The organism is Buttiauxella sp., assembly GCF_035271705.1.
Lineage (GTDB): Bacteria > Pseudomonadota > Gammaproteobacteria > Enterobacterales > Enterobacteriaceae > Buttiauxella.
Map to the genome: position 1 here is coordinate 1 of NZ_DATERI010000166.1, position 16,396 is coordinate 16,396.

At 49.5% G+C, this 16,396-nt stretch carries 21 protein-coding genes; 6 read left to right on the forward strand and 15 right to left on the reverse strand.

Going from position 1 to position 16,396, the window contains the following annotated elements; translation table 11 throughout:
- The 9 genes from VJY99_RS14935 to fkpA all read right to left on the reverse strand — a co-directional run.
- The coding region (locus tag VJY99_RS14935; protein WP_324119914.1) for a GTP-binding protein at positions 1–142 on the reverse strand (142 nt) is incomplete at its 3' end.
- A 72-nt stretch (positions 143–214) separates the two neighbouring features.
- The gene (fusA, locus tag VJY99_RS14940; protein ID WP_324119825.1) at positions 215–2,329 is read right to left on the reverse strand and encodes an elongation factor G; all 2,115 of its coding nucleotides are present in this window, start codon (positions 2,327–2,329) and stop codon (positions 215–217) included.
- A 93-nt stretch (positions 2,330–2,422) separates the two neighbouring features.
- Complete coding sequence (gene rpsG / locus VJY99_RS14945; RefSeq protein ID WP_324119827.1) at positions 2,423–2,893, reverse strand: 30S ribosomal protein S7; 471 nt, start codon at positions 2,891–2,893, stop codon at positions 2,423–2,425.
- Positions 2,894–2,983: 90 nt separating this feature from the next.
- On the reverse strand, positions 2,984–3,358 hold the full coding sequence (gene rpsL / locus VJY99_RS14950) for a 30S ribosomal protein S12 (protein WP_003023654.1): 375 nt from the start codon (positions 3,356–3,358) through the stop codon (positions 2,984–2,986).
- 126 nt (positions 3,359–3,484) lie between these two features.
- Positions 3,485–3,772: a sulfurtransferase complex subunit TusB gene (tusB, locus tag VJY99_RS14955; protein WP_324119829.1), complete on the reverse strand. Its 288-nt coding sequence runs from the start codon at positions 3,770–3,772 to the stop codon at positions 3,485–3,487.
- A 6-nt stretch (positions 3,773–3,778) separates the two neighbouring features.
- Entirely contained in the window at positions 3,779–4,138 is a 360-nt protein-coding gene (gene tusC / locus VJY99_RS14960; protein ID WP_324119831.1) for a sulfurtransferase complex subunit TusC, read from the reverse strand.
- The gene (gene tusD, locus VJY99_RS14965) at positions 4,138–4,524 is read right to left on the reverse strand and encodes a sulfurtransferase complex subunit TusD (RefSeq protein ID WP_324119832.1); all 387 of its coding nucleotides are present in this window, start codon (positions 4,522–4,524) and stop codon (positions 4,138–4,140) included. Before tusD ends, tusC begins: the two co-directional genes overlap by 1 nt.
- Complete coding sequence (locus VJY99_RS14970) at positions 4,524–5,246, reverse strand: transcriptional regulator (RefSeq protein WP_324119833.1); 723 nt, start codon at positions 5,244–5,246, stop codon at positions 4,524–4,526. The genes tusD and VJY99_RS14970 overlap by 1 nt, the downstream gene beginning before the upstream one ends.
- Positions 5,247–5,423: 177 nt before the next feature.
- Complete coding sequence (fkpA, locus tag VJY99_RS14975; RefSeq protein ID WP_324119835.1) at positions 5,424–6,248, reverse strand: FKBP-type peptidyl-prolyl cis-trans isomerase; 825 nt, start codon at positions 6,246–6,248, stop codon at positions 5,424–5,426.
- A 227-nt stretch (positions 6,249–6,475) separates the two neighbouring features.
- Here fkpA and VJY99_RS14980 point away from each other — a divergent pair, with 227 nt between their 5' ends.
- Positions 6,476–6,694: a protein SlyX gene (locus VJY99_RS14980; RefSeq protein WP_120065555.1), complete on the forward strand. Its 219-nt coding sequence runs from the start codon at positions 6,476–6,478 to the stop codon at positions 6,692–6,694.
- Between the two features lie 65 nt (positions 6,695–6,759).
- On the opposite strand, the gene slyD is transcribed toward VJY99_RS14980, so the two are convergent.
- The 4 genes from slyD to kefG form a co-directional block, all read right to left on the reverse strand.
- Positions 6,760–7,347 (reverse strand): peptidylprolyl isomerase, encoded by a 588-nt coding sequence (gene slyD / locus VJY99_RS14985; protein WP_324119837.1) that lies wholly within the window; start codon positions 7,345–7,347, stop codon positions 6,760–6,762.
- 98 nt (positions 7,348–7,445) lie between these two features.
- Positions 7,446–7,646, reverse strand: a complete 201-nt coding sequence (locus VJY99_RS14990) for a YheV family putative zinc ribbon protein (RefSeq protein WP_324119839.1) — start codon at positions 7,644–7,646, stop codon at positions 7,446–7,448.
- 14 nt (positions 7,647–7,660) lie between these two features.
- On the reverse strand, positions 7,661–9,469 hold the full coding sequence (gene kefB / locus VJY99_RS14995; protein ID WP_324119841.1) for a glutathione-regulated potassium-efflux system protein KefB: 1,809 nt from the start codon (positions 9,467–9,469) through the stop codon (positions 7,661–7,663).
- Positions 9,469–10,023, reverse strand: coding sequence for a glutathione-regulated potassium-efflux system ancillary protein KefG (gene kefG, locus VJY99_RS15000; protein ID WP_074388511.1), 555 nt, complete (start codon positions 10,021–10,023; stop codon positions 9,469–9,471). The genes kefB and kefG overlap by 1 nt, the downstream gene beginning before the upstream one ends.
- A gap of 122 nt (positions 10,024–10,145) precedes the next feature.
- Between kefG and VJY99_RS15005 the strand changes: the two genes are divergently transcribed.
- On the forward strand, positions 10,146–12,050 hold the full coding sequence (locus VJY99_RS15005; protein WP_324119843.1) for an ABC transporter ATP-binding protein: 1,905 nt from the start codon (positions 10,146–10,148) through the stop codon (positions 12,048–12,050).
- Positions 12,051–12,084: 34 nt separating this feature from the next.
- Here VJY99_RS15005 and VJY99_RS15010 read toward each other — a convergent pair whose 3' ends face one another.
- Positions 12,085–12,684: a LysE family translocator gene (locus VJY99_RS15010; RefSeq protein ID WP_324119844.1), complete on the reverse strand. Its 600-nt coding sequence runs from the start codon at positions 12,682–12,684 to the stop codon at positions 12,085–12,087.
- A 61-nt stretch (positions 12,685–12,745) separates the two neighbouring features.
- Here VJY99_RS15010 and VJY99_RS15015 point away from each other — a divergent pair, with 61 nt between their 5' ends.
- From VJY99_RS15015 to VJY99_RS15025, 3 genes are all read left to right on the forward strand, one after another.
- A complete protein-coding gene (locus tag VJY99_RS15015; protein WP_324119846.1) occupies positions 12,746–13,762 on the forward strand; it encodes a hydrolase in 1,017 nt (338 codons plus the stop codon).
- A gap of 1 nt (position 13,763) precedes the next feature.
- Positions 13,764–13,982 carry a YheU family protein gene (locus tag VJY99_RS15020; RefSeq protein WP_034460225.1) on the forward strand — a complete coding sequence of 73 codons (219 nt, stop codon included), beginning with the start codon at positions 13,764–13,766 and terminating at the stop codon, positions 13,980–13,982.
- A gap of 89 nt (positions 13,983–14,071) precedes the next feature.
- On the forward strand, positions 14,072–14,953 hold the full coding sequence (locus VJY99_RS15025; RefSeq protein WP_324119849.1) for a phosphoribulokinase: 882 nt from the start codon (positions 14,072–14,074) through the stop codon (positions 14,951–14,953).
- 86 nt (positions 14,954–15,039) lie between these two features.
- Here the strand turns inward: VJY99_RS15025 and VJY99_RS15030 are convergent, their stop codons facing one another.
- Entirely contained in the window at positions 15,040–15,444 is a 405-nt protein-coding gene (locus VJY99_RS15030; protein ID WP_183272338.1) for an OsmC family protein, read from the reverse strand.
- Positions 15,445–15,757: 313 nt separating this feature from the next.
- On the opposite strand from VJY99_RS15030, the gene crp reads away from it, so the two are divergent.
- Positions 15,758–16,390, forward strand: coding sequence for a cAMP-activated global transcriptional regulator CRP (gene crp / locus VJY99_RS15035; protein ID WP_324119851.1), 633 nt, complete (start codon positions 15,758–15,760; stop codon positions 16,388–16,390).
- Positions 16,391–16,396 lie beyond the last annotated feature (6 nt).

Below are 16,396 nucleotides of genomic sequence, written 5' to 3' on the forward strand. Positions count from 1 at the left end.
CGAATGCACGAGCAGAACCACCGAAGGTTTTAGCCAGAACGGTAGTGATTGCTGCAGTCAGAGTGGTTTTACCATGGTCAACGTGGCCGATAGTACCGACGTTGACGTGCGGTTTTGTACGTTCAAATTTTTCTTTAGACACGGCTATATTCCTTACTGTTGCGCTCTCCCCTCAAGGAGAGAGCACGGGATCAATGTTTTTTAAACCCTGGGCTTATTTACCGCGGGCTTCGATTACGGCCTGAGCAACGTTGTTTGGTGCGTCATCATACTTCAGGAATTCCATGGAGTAAGATGCACGACCTTTGGTCAGAGAACGCAATTGAGTTGCGTAACCGAACATTTCAGACAACGGAACTTCAGCGTGAATCTGAACGCCAGTAGCGTTAGATTCTTGACCTTTCAGCTGGCCACGACGACGGCTAAGGTCACCGATAACGTCACCAGTGTTCTCTTCTGGAGTTTCAACTTCAACCTTCATGATAGGCTCAAGCAGAACTGGTTTCGCTTTCTTAAAGCCATCTTTGAAGGCAATAGAAGCGGCCAGTTTAAACGCCAGTTCGGAGGAGTCAACGTCATGGTAAGAACCGAAGTGCAGACGCACGCCGAGATCTACTACTGGGTAACCCGCCAGAGGACCAGACTTCAGCTGCTCCTGGATGCCTTTATCAACAGCAGGGATGTATTCCGTTGGGATTACACCACCTTTGATGTCGTTGACGAACTCGTAACCTTTCGGATTCGAACCCGGCTCCAGTGGGTACATGTCGATAACAACATGACCGTACTGACCACGACCACCAGACTGCTTAGCGTGTTTACCTTCAATATCGGTAACTTTCGCGCGAATCGCTTCACGGTAAGCAACCTGAGGTTTACCAACGTTAGCTTCAACGTTGAATTCACGTTTCATACGGTCAACGATGATGTCGAGGTGCAGTTCACCCATACCAGCGATAATGGTCTGGTTAGTTTCTTCATCAGTCCATACGCGGAATGATGGATCTTCTTTAGCCAGACGACCCAGAGCCAGACCCATTTTTTCCTGGTCAGCTTTGGTTTTTGGTTCTACTGCGATGGAGATTACCGGTTCAGGGAACTCCATGCGCTCCAGAATGATCACATTGTCCTGGTCACACAGGGTATCACCGGTAGTCACTTCTTTCAGACCAATAGCTGCAGCGATGTCGCCCGCGCGAACTTCTTTGATCTCTTCACGTTTGTTGGCGTGCATCTGTACGATACGGCCCAAACGCTCACGTGCTGATTTCACCGGGTTGAACACGGTGTCACCAGAGTTAACCACGCCAGAGTAAACGCGGAAGAAGGTCAGGTTACCAACAAACGGGTCAGTTGCGATTTTGAACGCCAGAGCAGCAAACGGCTCATTGTCGTCAGAGTGACGAACTGCCGGAGTGTCTTTACCGTCGTCCAGCATACCGTTAATCGCAGTAACATCAGTTGGAGCTGGCAGGTATTCAACAACCGCATCCAGCATCGCCTGAACACCTTTGTTCTTAAATGCAGAACCACAGGTAACCAAGATAATTTCGTTGTTCAGTACGCGCTTACGCAGAGAAGCTTTGATCTCTTCTTCAGTTAGCTCTTCGCCACCAAAGAATTTCTCCATCAGTTCGTCAGAACCTTCAGCAGCGGCTTCAACCAGTTTCTGGCGCCATTCTTCGGCCAGTTCCTGCATATCAGCTGGGATCTCTTCGTATTCGAAGGTCACGCCCTGATCGGATTCGTTCCAGTTGATCGCTTTCATTTTCACCAGGTCAACAACACCGGTGAATTTCTCTTCCGCGCCAATAGCCAGTTGCAGAGGCACCGGAGTTGCGCCCAGACGTTTTTCAATCTGATCAACAACTTTCAGGAAGTTAGCACCCATACGGTCCATTTTATTAACGAACGCGATACGTGGAACTTTATATTTGTTTGCCTGACGCCATACGGTCTCAGACTGTGGCTGAACACCACCAACAGCACAGTAAACCATTACCGCACCATCAAGAACACGCATGGAACGTTCAACTTCGATGGTGAAGTCAACGTGCCCTGGGGTATCAATGATGTTGATGTGGTGTGGTTCGAACTGTTTAGCCATACCTGACCAGAAACAGGTGGTCGCAGCGGACGTGATGGTAATACCACGTTCCTGCTCCTGCTCCATCCAGTCCATGGTGGCTGCGCCATCATGAACTTCACCGATTTTGTGGTTTACACCGGTGTAGAACAGAACACGTTCGGTAGTAGTTGTCTTACCGGCGTCGATGTGAGCACTGATACCAATGTTGCGGTAGCGCTCAATGGGTGTTTTACGAGCCATTTTATTCCTCTATATCCTGGGACGTTCATTTAAGTAACCCAAAGCGGGCAGCTTATGTGAAGCGCCCGCTTGGTGACTAACACTCCGAAGGGATTACCAACGGTAGTGAGCGAACGCCTTGTTGGCTTCAGCCATACGGTGAACGTCTTCACGTTTCTTAACTGCAGTACCTTTGTTCTCTGCAGCATCAGAAAGTTCGTTCGCCAGGCGAAGAGCCATGGATTTATCACCGCGTTTACGAGCAGCTTCTACGATCCAACGCATTGCCAGAGCATTACGACGAACCGGACGTACTTCTACTGGAACCTGATAAGTAGAACCACCAACACGGCGGGACTTAACTTCGACAGTCGGACGAACGTTGTCCAGAGCGACTTCGAAAGCTTCCAGTGCTTGTTTACCAGAACGCTGAGCCAGGGTCTCCAGCGCGCTATACACGATAGTTTCAGCAGTAGATTTCTTACCATCTACCATCAGAATGTTTACAAATTTGGCCAGCAACTCTGATCCGAACTTAGGATCTGGAAGAATTTTACGTTGACCAATGACGCGACGACGTGGCATGGGAATACTCCGTTGTTAATTCAGGGTTGTCCAAAACTCTATTGAGTTTGACATTTATTTAAAACGTTTGGCCTTACTTAACGGAAACCATTAAGCCTTAGGACGTTTCACGCCATACTTGGAACGAGATTGCTTACGGTCTTTAACGCCGGAGCAGTCAAGTGCACCACGAACGGTGTGGTAACGAACACCTGGCAAGTCTTTTACACGACCACCACGGATCAGGATCACGGAGTGTTCCTGCAGGTTGTGACCTTCACCACCGATGTAGGAGGTAACTTCAAAACCGTTAGTCAAACGCACACGGCATACTTTACGCAGTGCGGAGTTTGGTTTCTTAGGAGTGGTGGTATATACACGGGTACATACACCACGTTTCTGCGGGCAGGCTTCCAGCGCAGGCACGTTGCTTTTTGCAACTTTGCGAGCGCGTGGTTTGCGAACCAGCTGGTTAACTGTTGCCATTAAATAGCTCCTGGTTTTAGCTTTTGCTTCGTAAACACGTAATAAAACGGCCTCATATAATATGAGGACGCAGAATTTTAGGGCTGTGCCGAAAAGGTGTCAAGAAATATACAACAATCCTGGATTTTACCAGGTAATCTGCTGTTCGTGTTTAACTGTCAATCTGACGAAGTCAGTATAGCTGACCTTGCCTATACTGGTTGAAATTTGAGCAGTTAAGCCACGAGCCTCAATATCTTCCTGCAGAGCATAAATAGAAATGGGGGCTGCGCACAGCAAATCAAAGGCCTTCGTTCCTGAGAGGGCGACAATAACCGCATCTTGGATCAATAACAACTCATCGCCAATCTTTACACAGCGCAGCATCGATTCCAGATCAGTTTGAAAAGGTGAGTGTTGTAAAATATGCAGCATGTAGCCTCAGAAGGTTAGCACGACATCAAACTGATGCAACATTTCGCTCAGCGCATCCGGTTCTAGAGGTTTTGCATCGAGAACCCACGCATTGTCTACTGGTAATCCCCGCTCGCGGATAGAAGCCGCACAGAGATAACACTGCTCAATGTCATATAACGGCAATACGCGAAACGTTGCGATGTAATCCCTGGCAAGGATAAGACCGGGCTGTTGCCCTGGAATCAGTTGTAATATCCCATCACCAATGAAAAACACTCCAACATCTTCAGTTAACGCCGAGGTTGCCAGTAAGGCATCTAACCCTTCTCGACCGGCGGCACTCCCATGAGGGGCCGATTTAAATACAAATGCGACACGCTTCATTAAAATTGCACCGTTCGATCGCAAGTCAGCGTTGCTTGCGCCAGCGCCCCCAGACCACTAAGAGTAAATCCTGGCTGCAAGTTATGGCTCGGTAAACCGAGCTGAGTGGCTTGCTCTTCGTCCGTCACACCGCGACGAAGCGCCGCTGCAACACAAATATGCAGCTCAACGCCATGTTGCTGATGCAATTGTTGCCATGCTTGTACGACATTAAATTCGTCACTCGCAGGGGACGTCAAAAGGTTCGCGTTGTGGACCCCTTCACGATAGAAAAACACGCTTTCTAACGTATGGCCTTGGGCGATGACGGCCTGAGAAAACTGTAACGCACTGCTCGCCTGCTGCGTGCCATACGCCGGGCCTGTCACCAGGATGGCAAAACGCATTACTTATCCTGCCCCTGGAAATCACCGTTTTTGAATTGACGTATGTAGAGATAAACCGTGTGCTTGGAAATATTCAAACGGTCAGCAACCTGGTTGATAGCATCTTTAATATCAAAGATACCTTTCTCGTAGAGGTTAAGCACAATCTGTCGATTCTTAGCATTGTTGGACACATTGCGATCGGCATTCACTTCTTCAATCGTGAATTCCAGAGCCTGCATCACCAAATCTTCTACGGATGAGGCGAAGTTAACAGACGAAGCAATTTCCGGCGTTTCCGGCGGAATAAACGTCGACATAATTTGTGAGAACGGCACATCAAGGTTGATGTTGATACACAGCAGGCCGATAACGCGTTCGTCACGATTACGGATGGCGATAGTTTCTGACTTCATCAGAACGCCACTTTTAGCACGCGTAAAATAGCATTTGGAGACGCTACTATCCGCACCAGTCATATCATGCAACATACGCAAGGCAAGATCAGTGATTGGCGAGCCGATTTTACGCCCGGTATGTTCACCATTCGCAATCCGGATAGCAGAACATTTCAAATCTTGCAGCGAGTGCAACACAATTTCACAATGAGAACCAATCAGCATCGCTAACCCGTCCACGACCGCTTCGTAGGATTTTAATATTTCAAAGTCGGTTTGTTCAAATGGACGTTGGTCCAGTAAGTCGAGCTCACTGGTTTCATTGGTTAAAAGCGAATTGGACATTTAAAGATACCACCCTCTACAGAGAGCCTGTCGCGCTTAATTGGGGTCAGGGCAGACTCATACTCAGTTGTTGCGCAGCCTGCTAAGGTAATACAGCGTCAGATGCGCTTTCCAGCTTTTATTATATCTTGCCTCAAATAAAAAACCGCCGCCCTGAGGGCGGCGGTTAATAATGCCTTATTTGCTCTTCGCTGCATCAGCTTCTGGAGCCGGAGCGGCATCTGGTTTAGCGTCTGCTTTAGGTGCTGGTTTGATATCCAGCAGCTCAACGTCAAATACCAGTGTGGAGTTAGCAGGGATACCTGGGACGCCAGTTTTGCCATAAGCCAGTTCTGGTGGAATGACCAGCTTGATTTTCCCGCCTTTCTTGAGGTTTTTCAGGCCCTCAGTCCAGCCAGGGATAACACCGTCAAGACGGAAAGAGAGTGGCTCGCCACGGGTATAAGAGTTATCGAACTCTTTACCGTCGATAAGCGTACCTTTGTAGTTAACTACTACAGTGTCGCTATCAGTCGGCGCTTCACCCGTACCCGCTTTGTCGATTTGATACATCAGGCCAGTAGCGGAGGTTTTAACACCCTTCTCTTTTGCGAAAGTATCACGGAAGGCTTTGCCTTTATCCGCGTTTTCTTTAGCGTCTTTTTCCATTTTCGCTTGAGCGGAAGATTTCACGCGAGCTTCGAAAGCTTGCAGAGTCTGCTCAATTTCCTGGTCGGATAATTTGCTCTTGTCAGCAAAAGCATCCTGAACACCAGCGATAAGCTGGTTCTTATCCAGCGTAATCCCTAGTTTTTCTTGTTCTTTCAGAGAGTTTTCCATGTAACGGCCCAGCGAAGCACCTAATGCATACGCAGATTTCTGGTCGTCATTTTTGAATGCAGCGTTGCTTGCAGCAGGTGCAGCAGCATCTTTAGTTGCAGTGGCTGGAGCTGCGAACGCCGGGGCGCTCAGGGCAACGGCCATCGTGGCCGCCAGTAGCGTTACTTTAAACAGTGATTTCATCCATTTCTCCAGGGCCGGGGCCTCAAACCCCAAGGTTATTATCAACTAAGAGACGTACTATAACGTCGTGGAAGAAATCTACACAATCTCTCCGCGTCTTATCGAGACAATTTCAGACTCTTTTTGTTTAAAGAAGTTTCGTCCAGCGCAAAACTGCGCTGTATCGCACGGGATTTTTCAGTAGAATCGCCGGAAATTGTCCATCCGCAGACCAGGAGAGATTAACCATGCACCAAAAATCGACCGAACAACGGCTGGAAGAACTTGAGAGTCGTCTCGCTTTTCAGGAGATTACGATAGAAGAGTTAAATCAGACGGTAACAGCGCACGAATTAGAGATGGTCAAACTACGTGAGCATTTCCGATTACTGGTTGAAAAGTTAAAAGCTAGCCAACCGTCAATGGTCGCCTCAGAAGCCGAAGAAACGCCGCCTCCGCATTACTAGTCGTACAAAAAGAAAAGGCGTGTCAGTGACACGCCTTTTTTATTCTTAATGGCATCCTTAACGGATTAGTGGCAACCGCAACCACCGTTACCGCCGCAACCACCTTTACCATGTTCATGGTCGCCGTGATCGTGACCTTGACCACCACAGCAACCACCTTCGTGGTCATGGTCGTGGTGATGATCATGCTCACCGTGAACGTGGCCATGAGCCAGTTCTTCAGCAGTAGCTTCACGAATAGCGATAACTTCAACGTTGAAGCTCAGGTTCTGGCCTGCCAGCATGTGGTTGCCATCAACAACAACGTGCTCATCTTCAACAGCGGTGATTTCAACAGGTACTGGACCCTGGTCGGTATCAGCCATAAAGCGCATACCTACTTCCAGCTCATCAACGCCCATGAACACGTCTTTAGGAACGCGCTGAACCAGATTTTCGTCGTATTGGCCGTAAGCGTCATTTGCGCCAACGTTCACGTCGAAACGATCACCCACTACGTGGCCATCCAGCGCTGTTTCCAGGCCTGAAATCAGGGAGCCGTGACCATGCAGATAGTCCAGCGGCGCACTCACCGGAGACTCATCAACCAACACACCGTCTTCTGTACGTACCTGATAAGCCAGGCTGACCACCAGGTCTTTTGCTACTTTCATGATATCTCCTGAGCGAGCATGGGAAAAAAACTGGCGCCGATTGTAGCGGAATTTAGCGCCGGTGTACCCCTAAGCTTAAAAAAAGCTGGCGCATCTCGCTAGTCTGGATGAAAAATCCCAATGACTTGTTCTTGTTCGCGAGCATGGTCTCGCGGTTGTTTGTCTGCCTCATGCATTTGGTGACCGCACTTAACACACTCAACAATATCGACATTATTCTCACGCCACATCGCGAGAGAATCTCTTGTCTGACACTCGGGACAAACTGCCCCGGCAATAAATCGTTTACGCACCGGCATTGGTTTCACCTTAATTATTCAAAATCATCCCAACCATCGAACTGGCGACGCTCTTGCTGCATCTCACGTTCGAAAATATCTTCCAGTTCACGACGCGCTTCACGCACCCTGGAAATTTGTGCGTTATCGGTATGAATTGGCATTAATTCGCGCAGCATACTCATATCCAACCGCCTGAAATGGAGTTGTGCACGATGCGCCTGATGCGGGTGCATACCCAGCGACATCAAGGCCTTGCGCCCCAACTCCAACGCACTGGAGAAGGTCTCACGTGAAAATTGGGTCACCCCAGCTTGCAACAACTCGTGAGCTTCTACACGCCCCCTGGCTCGCGCCAGTATCGCCAGATGTGGAAAGTGTTGTTGACACAAGTGAACCACTTTCATTGTGTCTTCCGGTTCGTTACAGGTAATCACGATAGACTTTGCTGTTTCAGCGCCCGCTGAACGCAGCAACTCAAGCTCTGTCGCATCGCCGTAATAAACTTTATAGCCGTATTTACGCATCAGGCTTACAGAACTGATATCTCTCTCAAGTACCGTGATACGCATCTTGTTCGCCATCAGCAAACGACCAATGACCTGCCCAAACCGCCCAAAACCAACAATAATGACCTGCGGCTGATCGTCTTCCACGTAAGGTTTTTCATCTGTTTCATCGCCAGCAACATTAAAACGCCGCGCAAGAATGGCATCGACGCCTTTCATCAGTAGTGGTGTCGTCATCATAGAAAGCGTGACGGTCACCAGTAACAGCGGCATTTGGTCGCCACTAAATAGCTTTTGCGATGAAGCCGTTGAGAAAAGTACGAAAGCAAACTCCCCTCCCTGGCTTAACACGCCGGCAAACTGCAAACGCTCTGAGCTGCGCAAGCCAAAAAACCACGACAGGCCGTACAACACAACGGCTTTAACGGCGACCAGCACCAGTACACCTAAAATGACCCAAAAAATATGGGTGTAGAGCACGCCCAGATTTAACGCCATGCCCACGGAAATAAAGAACAGTCCCAGCAATAATCCTTTAAAAGGATCGATAGCCGTTTCCAGTTCGTGCCGGTATTCGCTTTCTGCCAATAACACGCCGGCGATGAAGGTCCCTAGTGCCATCGAAAAGCCCAATTCATCCATAAACAACGCCGAGCCCAGCACCAGCAATAACGCGGCGGCGGTAAACACTTCGCGCACGCCGGAACCGGCAATAAACCGGAAGACTGGTTTGAGCAAATAGCGCCCGCCAATCAACATGCCAACGAAGGCCAGCACTTTGAAGCCGATCTTTACCCAATCCGTATGACCATCGTCATCGCCGGCCAATAGCGGCACTAACGCGATCGCGGGGATCACCGCTAAATCCTGAAACAGCAGTACAGAAAAACCGAGTTGCCCGGATTCATTGCGATTCATCCCTTTGTCGCGCATCAACTGCAACGCCATCGCGGTCGATGACATCGCCAGTCCGATACCGCCAATCACTGCCGCCTGCCAGGAAAACTGCGTCAGCATCAGCAAACCGGCCAACACCACCGCACTGAGCAACACTTGTGCCGCACCGACGCCAAAAATGGAGCGCCTGAGTTGCCAAAGTTTGGAGGGATTCAACTCCAGCCCGATGATAAACATCAGGAACACGACACCCAATTCAGAGAAATGCAGAATTTCATCCACATCACTGATAAAACCTAACCCCCACGGGCCAATGGCGATACCGGCCAATAAATATCCCAGCACCGCGCCAATCCCTAAACGGGCAGCAATCGGTACAGCAACCACCGCCGCAAACAGAAACAGCACACCCGCCAGCAAAACGCCTGAACCTTCCATTAGCGACCTCCCGGCAATAACGGTGCAGCCAACCACTCGCCATAGGCCTTCGCATGGCTGGCAAGCTCTTGGGGAGACTGACGGCGCGCCCAGTACACAATGATGGGATTCATCCAGTGCATACGACACATCGCCGCCGTAAGTTCAAACGGACGCAAAATATCAGTCAGCGGAAACCGATTAAAACCGTCATGCCGATAGGCACCTTCCGGTTCTCCGGTGGTAATCACACTGCGCCAATACTTTCCCTCCAGAGCATTACCTCCAACACCACTGGCAAAACCACGGCTCAGCACACGGTCCAGCCATTCTTTGAGTAACGCCGGGCAGCTATAGGTATAAAGAGGATGTTGGAAGACGATGACATCATGCTCTTGCAGCAATGCCTGCTCATGATAGATATCGATAAAAAAGTCAGGATAGTGCGCATAGAGGTCATGCACAGTGACATTAGCAAGCTTTTGCGCCGGCTGGAGTAAGACGCGGTTTGCGACCGAGTCTTGTGACTCCGGATGGGCATATAGCAGCAAAACTTTCGGCGGCTGCAACATCATTACCCTCCAGGGCGTCGTCATAGTCTTTATTTTGGGCTACCATGCAGCCCGACGCGAAGGCTGATGCTTCACGTTACCTAAATATAATGACAATTTAACATACTCTGAACATACGGCGCTTTATGATTGTTTTCTCCTCGTTACAAATTCGTCGCGGTACTCGCGTTCTGCTGGATAACGCCACCGCTACCATCAATCCGGGCCAAAAAGTGGGTCTGGTGGGTAAAAACGGCTGCGGTAAATCCACGCTGCTGGCGCTGCTGAAGAACGAGATCAGCGCCGATGGTGGAAGTATGACTTTCCCTGGAAATTGGGCTTTAGCCTGGGTAAATCAGGAAACACCTGCGCTGGCGATGCCAGCCATTGAATATGTCATTGATGGCGACCGCGAATTCCGCCAGCTTGAAGCCGAACTGGCAAAGGCCAATGAGCGCAATGACGGCCATGCTATCGCGCTGGTTCACGGTAAACTGGATGCGGTTGATGCCTGGACGATTCGCTCCCGCGCATCCAGCTTGCTGCACGGCTTAGGCTTCAGCAATGAACAGCTCGAACGCCCGGTTAGCGATTTTTCGGGTGGCTGGCGTATGCGCCTGAACCTGGCACAAGCGCTAATTTGCCGCTCAGATTTACTGTTACTCGATGAACCGACCAACCACCTGGATTTAGATGCCGTTATTTGGCTGGAACGCTGGTTGAAAAACTACCCGGGGACGTTGATTCTAATTTCCCACGACCGTGATTTCCTTGACCCAGTCGTTGGGAAAATTATTCATATCGAGCAAGAGTCGATGTTTGAATACACCGGTAACTATTCGTCGTTTGAAGGGCAACGCGCCACTCGTCTTGCTCAACAGCAATCGATGTTTGAAAGCCAGCAGGAGCGTGTCGCGCATCTGCAAAGTTTTATCGATCGTTTCAAAGCTAAGGCCAGCAAAGCGAAGCAAGCGCAAAGCCGTGTGAAAATGCTTGAGCGCATGGAGTTGATTGCTCCGGCACACGTCGATAACCCGTTCCATTTTAGCTTCCGTGCCCCGGAAAGTTTGCCAAACCCATTGCTGCGCATGGAAAAAGTCAGTGCTGGCTATGGCGACCGCGCGATCCTTGATTCCATCAAGCTAAATCTGGTTCCGGGTTCTCGCATCGGCCTGCTGGGCCGCAACGGTGCCGGTAAATCGACCCTAATCAAGCTACTGGCGGAAGAAATTCAGCCATTGAAGGGCGATATTGGCCTGGCGAAAGGCGTTAAGCTGGGATACTTCGCACAGCACCAACTGGAATATTTGCGTGCTGACGAGTCTCCGTTGCAACATCTGGCTCGCATTGCGCCAAAAGAACTCGAGCAACAACTTCGCGACTATCTGGGCGGTTTTGGTTTCCGTGGCGATAAAGTCACCGAGCATACCGCGCGGTTCTCCGGTGGCGAGAAAGCACGCCTGGTATTGGCACTGGTTGTCTGGCAGCGCCCTAACCTGCTGCTGCTCGATGAACCGACCAACCACCTTGATCTCGACATGCGTCAGGCACTGACCGAAGCATTGATTGATTTTGAAGGTGCATTAGTGGTGGTTTCGCACGACCGTCACTTACTGCGTTCGACGACTGACGATCTTTATTTGGTCCACGACGGCAAAGTCGAAGCGTTCGATGGCGATCTCGAAGATTACCAACAATGGCTTGTTGACCTACAAAAGCAGGAAAACCAGCCACAAGATTCAGCCAAAGATAACGCCAACAGTGCACAGGCGCGTAAAGATCAAAAACGCCGGGAAGCAGAGTTACGCACACAAACCCAACCGCTGCGTAAACAAATCACCAAGATTGAAAAGCAGATGGAAAAGCTGAATGCACAACTTGCAGAAGTCGAAGAGAAGTTGGCTGACAGCGCCATTTACGACCAAAGTCGTAAAGCGGAAATGACCGAATGCCTGCAAACTCAGGTGAAGGTAAAGGCGGCGCTAGAAGAGTGTGAGATGGAATGGCTGGATGCGCATGACCAGTTAGAACAGATGATGCAGGCCGAATGACAGTCTGGCCTCACCCAAAGTGAGGCCAGGTGACTCAATGCCAGATAAGCAACACACACGCCGCAGTCAGCAAGCCCATAAAGATATTAAAGATTGCCCAGGCACGGCGACTATGAAGTAGCTTGCCAATCATGCTGCCAAACGCAATCCAGATGATACCTGCAACAATGTTGACCAGCGCGATACCGATGCTGATTAACACCACAGAATGCAGATACTGAGAACCGGCAAGGCTAAAACTTGCCACCGCTCCTAGCGCCATCAACCACGCTTTCGGGTTGATAACCTGTAATAAACCCCCTTGCCAGAATGGAATCGGTGCCGGAGGGGGCGCATCGGTTTCCAGCTTTTCATAAGTTGCTGAGCCGATTTTCCATGCCAGCCACAAGAGATAAGCGCTCCCGGCAACCTTCAGGATAAGGTGCAAAGCAGGATATAAAAGGATTAAGCTACCGACGCCAAAGGCCACCAGCAATAAGATGCATTGCATACCCAGCATGATGCCTATCATCAAAGGTATAGTGCGCATAAAGCCGTAATTGGCACCGGAAGAAGTCAGCAACATATTGTTTGGGCCGGGTGTAATTGCCGCGACCCAAAGAAAACCAAGCATTGAGAAAAAAAGCGTTTCCATGAAATGGGTGATCCACACCCGGGAAGTTAATTAGCAAACTAAATGAAACTAACAGTGTGATATGGCTACGACAAGTCCCGCAGCATTGAATTTTAATCACGTAGACGATGAACAATTTCGTCCGCTAAAGGGTGTCAGTAATCCGCACCTGCAAACTATGCTCCCACGCTTAATTCGCCGCCGTCTCAATTTCAAGCCTCACTGGCAACGTCTGGACATGCCGGATGGTGATTTTGTCGATCTTGCCTGGAGCGAAGACCCCCGTCTGGCAACACATAAACCGCGTTTAGTTGTTTTTCATGGTCTGGAAGGAAGCCTACACAGTCCGTATGCGCATGGATTAATTGATGCAGCACGTAAGCAAGGTTGGCTAGGTGTGGTGATGCATTTTCGTGGTTGCAGCGGCGTGCCGAATCGCATGAAGCGAATCTATCACTCCGGTGAAACCGAAGATGGTAGCTATTTCCTCAACTGGCTCAGCACGCGTTATGGCAAAGCGCCAACGGCGGCTGTCGGGTTTTCACTCGGTGGAAATATGCTCGCCTGTTTAATGGCTAAACAAGGTGCAGATTGCATGCTACAGGCCGGTGTTGTGGTTTCTGCCCCACTCATGCTTGAACATTGCAGCAAACATATCGAAAAAGGGTTCTCGCGTGTTTATCAACACTATCTGTTGAATCTACTGAAGAAAAACGCGGCTCGTAAACTGAGAAGTTATCCAGGGACCCTCCCTGTCGATATGCGTCAGCTCAAAGGAATGCGCCGTCTACGTGAGTTTGACGATTTGATTACCTCGAAGATTCACGGTTTCGCTGATGCCCTCGACTATTATCGTCAATGCAGCGCCATGCCCCTTCTGCCACAAATCAAAAAACCGACGCTCATCATTCACGCTAAAGATGACCCGTTTATGGATCACCATGTTATCCCTGATAAAGCGATATTGCCTGACAACATTGAGTACCAACTGACTCGCTACGGCGGCCATGTTGGATTTGTTGGCGGAACGCTCCTGCGCCCTGAAATGTGGCTAGAGCAACGCATCCCCCAGTGGCTGACTCAATTTTTGGACCAGTAATATGATGATTCCATGGCAAGATCTCCCTCCCGAAACGCTTGATAATCTGATTGAATCCTTTGTATTACGTGAAGGTACAGATTATGGTGAGCAAGAACGCTCACTGGAGCAAAAGGTGGCCGATGTTAAGCGCCAACTGCAAAGTGGTGAGGCCGTATTGGTTTGGTCTGAACTCCATGAAACGGTGAATATCATGGCTCGCGGGCAATTTCGCGGCTAGACACTCACCGCCAGGGTTGTCACCTATACTGCATAAAGCTCATCTCTTTTTAACAAGACCGTAGTGATTACCCATGGAGTTGTTGCCTTATGTCAGCCAAACATCCGGTTATTGCCGTAACAGGTTCCAGCGGCGCGGGAACGACCACCACCAGTCTTGCCTTCCGTAAAATATTCCAGCAACTCAATCTTCGCGCAGCCGAAGTTGAAGGTGACAGTTTCCATCGTTTCACTCGCCCTGAAATGGATATGGCTATCCGTAAGGCTCGCGATCTGGGTCGACATATCAGCTACTTTGGCCCGGAAGCGAACGACTTCGGTTTACTTGAACAAACATTTCTGGAGTACGGGAAAACCGGGCAAGGCAAGTCTCGTAAGTATCTGCATACTTATGATGAAGCCGTACCCTGGAACCAAATTCCTGGCACATTTACCCCGTGGCAACCCTTGCCGGAACCGACCGATGTCTTGTTCTATGAAGGTTTGCACGGAGGAGTGGTCACCTCGCAACATGATGTGGCGAATGCCGTCGACTTACTGGTTGGCGTAGTGCCGATTGTGAACCTGGAATGGATACAAAAACTGGTGCGAGATACCAGCGAACGCGGTCATTCCAGAGAAGCGGTGATGGATTCGGTCGTGCGCTCGATGGACGATTATATCAATTACATCACGCCGCAATTTTCCCGCACCCATATCAACTTCCAACGAGTGCCAACCGTTGATACGTCGAACCCATTTGCAGCACGAGGTATCCCGTCACTGGATGAAAGCTTTGTAGTGATTCATTTTCGTGGGCTGGATAACATCGATTTTCCGTATTTGCTCGCCATGCTGCAAGGCTCATTCATTTCACACATCAATACATTAGTGGTGCCGGGCGGCAAGATGGGGTTAGCGATGGAATTGATCATGACGCCATTAGTTAAGCGCCTGGCGGAAGGAAGAAATATCAATAACCAGGGCGGCTAATCACCGCCCTCGCCATTATTCTATTTATGCCCGTTAGCATTCGAGTTGCAGCCAACACTCCTGCAACTTGAAGGATGACGAGGATATTAGCCTTCAATCACTTCATAGCTGTGAGTGATATTCACGGCTTTTTCCAGCATCAGAGCAACAGAACAATACTTCTCAGCAGATAAATCCACTGCGCGGGAAACCGCATTATCTTTCAGCTCTTTGCCTGTCACGATGAAATGCAAATTGATGGTGGTAAAAAGACGAGGGGCTTCTTCGCGACGCTCCGAGGTCAGTTTTACTTCGCAATCAGTCACGTTGTAGCGACCTTTTTGCAAAATAGAAACCACATCAATGGCACTACACCCCCCCGCAGCCATCAGAACCATTTCCATCGGACTTGGTGCTTTATCACCAGAATTGCCATCCATTAAAATCTGGTGCCCTGACGCAGATTCCCCAAGGAAGGTTAACCCTTCAACCCATTTCACACGTGCCTGCATGGTGCTTCTCCAATAGAGATAATTACCTTCTAGAGTACGCGGATGCAGCAAAACTGGCAACGGAAGGCGACCTACGTCATGCTGAAACGAGACAACAGGAGACACTTGTCAAAAGCTATGCTAAAACAATCCAGATGCTTCATTGATACTTTGACGTTATACATGTATGCAGAGGACGTCACTAATTACAGGCAGCAAGAATGACTTGCATGCCGTCTCCCCAAGGTGGGGAATATTCTAATACTTGCAACGCCAGACAGGATGTTTAGCGTCCTGTCGTTGGTAGCCAGTTATAAACAGAGGATAACCGCGCATGGTGCTTGGCAAACCGCAAACAGACCCGACTCTCGAATGGTTCTTGTCTCATTGCCATATTCATAAGTATCCATCGAAGAGCACATTGATTCACCAAGGTGAAAAAGCTGAGACGCTGTATTACATCGTCAAGGGCTCTGTGGCTGTTCTGATTAAAGATGAAGAGGGCAAGGAAATGATCCTCTCCTATCTGAATCAGGGCGATTTTATTGGTGAGTTAGGGCTGTTCGAAGAAGGCCAGGAACGTAGTGCCTGGGTTCGTGCTAAATCTGCCTGTGAAGTGGCTGAAATTTCATATAAAAAATTCCGCCAGCTTATTCAGGTCAACCCAGACATTCTGTTGCGCCTGTCTTCCCAGATGGCTCGCCGTCTGCAAGTTACATCTGAGAAAGTCGGTAACCTGGCATTCCTGGATGTGACTGGTCGCATCGCACAGACGCTGCTCAATCTGGCGAAACAACCTGATGCAATGACCCACCCGGACGGTATGCAGATTAAAATTACCCGTCAGGAAATCGGTCAGATCGTGGGATGCTCACGTGAAACCGTGGGTCGTATCTTGAAAATGCTGGAAGATCAAAACCTGATCTCCGCTCACGGTAAAACGATCGTCGTTTACGGCACTCGTTAATCTCCG

Excerpts from the sequence above, each read along its gene's own strand:
- fusA (WP_324119825.1), bottom strand. The coding sequence starts at position 2,329 with ATGGCTCGTAAAACACCCATTGAGCGCTACCGCAACATTGGTATCAGT.
- rpsG (WP_324119827.1), bottom strand. The coding sequence starts at position 2,893 with ATGCCACGTCGTCGCGTCATTGGTCAACGTAAAATTCTTCCAGATCCT.
- rpsL (WP_003023654.1), bottom strand. The coding sequence starts at position 3,358 with ATGGCAACAGTTAACCAGCTGGTTCGCAAACCACGCGCTCGCAAAGTT.
- tusB (WP_324119829.1), bottom strand. The coding sequence starts at position 3,772 with ATGCTGCATATTTTACAACACTCACCTTTTCAAACTGATCTGGAATCG.
- tusC (WP_324119831.1), bottom strand. The coding sequence starts at position 4,138 with ATGAAGCGTGTCGCATTTGTATTTAAATCGGCCCCTCATGGGAGTGCC.
- tusD (WP_324119832.1), bottom strand. The coding sequence starts at position 4,524 with ATGCGTTTTGCCATCCTGGTGACAGGCCCGGCGTATGGCACGCAGCAG.
- VJY99_RS14970 (WP_324119833.1), bottom strand. The coding sequence starts at position 5,246 with ATGTCCAATTCGCTTTTAACCAATGAAACCAGTGAGCTCGACTTACTG.
- fkpA (WP_324119835.1), bottom strand. The coding sequence starts at position 6,248 with ATGAAATCACTGTTTAAAGTAACGCTACTGGCGGCCACGATGGCCGTT.
- VJY99_RS14980 (WP_120065555.1), top strand. The coding sequence starts at position 6,476 with ATGCACCAAAAATCGACCGAACAACGGCTGGAAGAACTTGAGAGTCGT.
- slyD (WP_324119837.1), bottom strand. The coding sequence starts at position 7,347 with ATGAAAGTAGCAAAAGACCTGGTGGTCAGCCTGGCTTATCAGGTACGT.
- VJY99_RS14990 (WP_324119839.1), bottom strand. The coding sequence starts at position 7,646 with ATGCCGGTGCGTAAACGATTTATTGCCGGGGCAGTTTGTCCCGAGTGT.
- kefB (WP_324119841.1), bottom strand. The coding sequence starts at position 9,469 with ATGGAAGGTTCAGGCGTTTTGCTGGCGGGTGTGCTGTTTCTGTTTGCG.
- kefG (WP_074388511.1), bottom strand. The coding sequence starts at position 10,023 with ATGATGTTGCAGCCGCCGAAAGTTTTGCTGCTATATGCCCATCCGGAG.
- VJY99_RS15005 (WP_324119843.1), top strand. The coding sequence starts at position 10,146 with ATGATTGTTTTCTCCTCGTTACAAATTCGTCGCGGTACTCGCGTTCTG.
- VJY99_RS15010 (WP_324119844.1), bottom strand. The coding sequence starts at position 12,684 with ATGGAAACGCTTTTTTTCTCAATGCTTGGTTTTCTTTGGGTCGCGGCA.
- VJY99_RS15015 (WP_324119846.1), top strand. The coding sequence starts at position 12,746 with ATGGCTACGACAAGTCCCGCAGCATTGAATTTTAATCACGTAGACGAT.
- VJY99_RS15020 (WP_034460225.1), top strand. The coding sequence starts at position 13,764 with ATGATGATTCCATGGCAAGATCTCCCTCCCGAAACGCTTGATAATCTG.
- VJY99_RS15025 (WP_324119849.1), top strand. The coding sequence starts at position 14,072 with ATGTCAGCCAAACATCCGGTTATTGCCGTAACAGGTTCCAGCGGCGCG.
- VJY99_RS15030 (WP_183272338.1), bottom strand. The coding sequence starts at position 15,444 with ATGCAGGCACGTGTGAAATGGGTTGAAGGGTTAACCTTCCTTGGGGAA.
- crp (WP_324119851.1), top strand. The coding sequence starts at position 15,758 with ATGGTGCTTGGCAAACCGCAAACAGACCCGACTCTCGAATGGTTCTTG.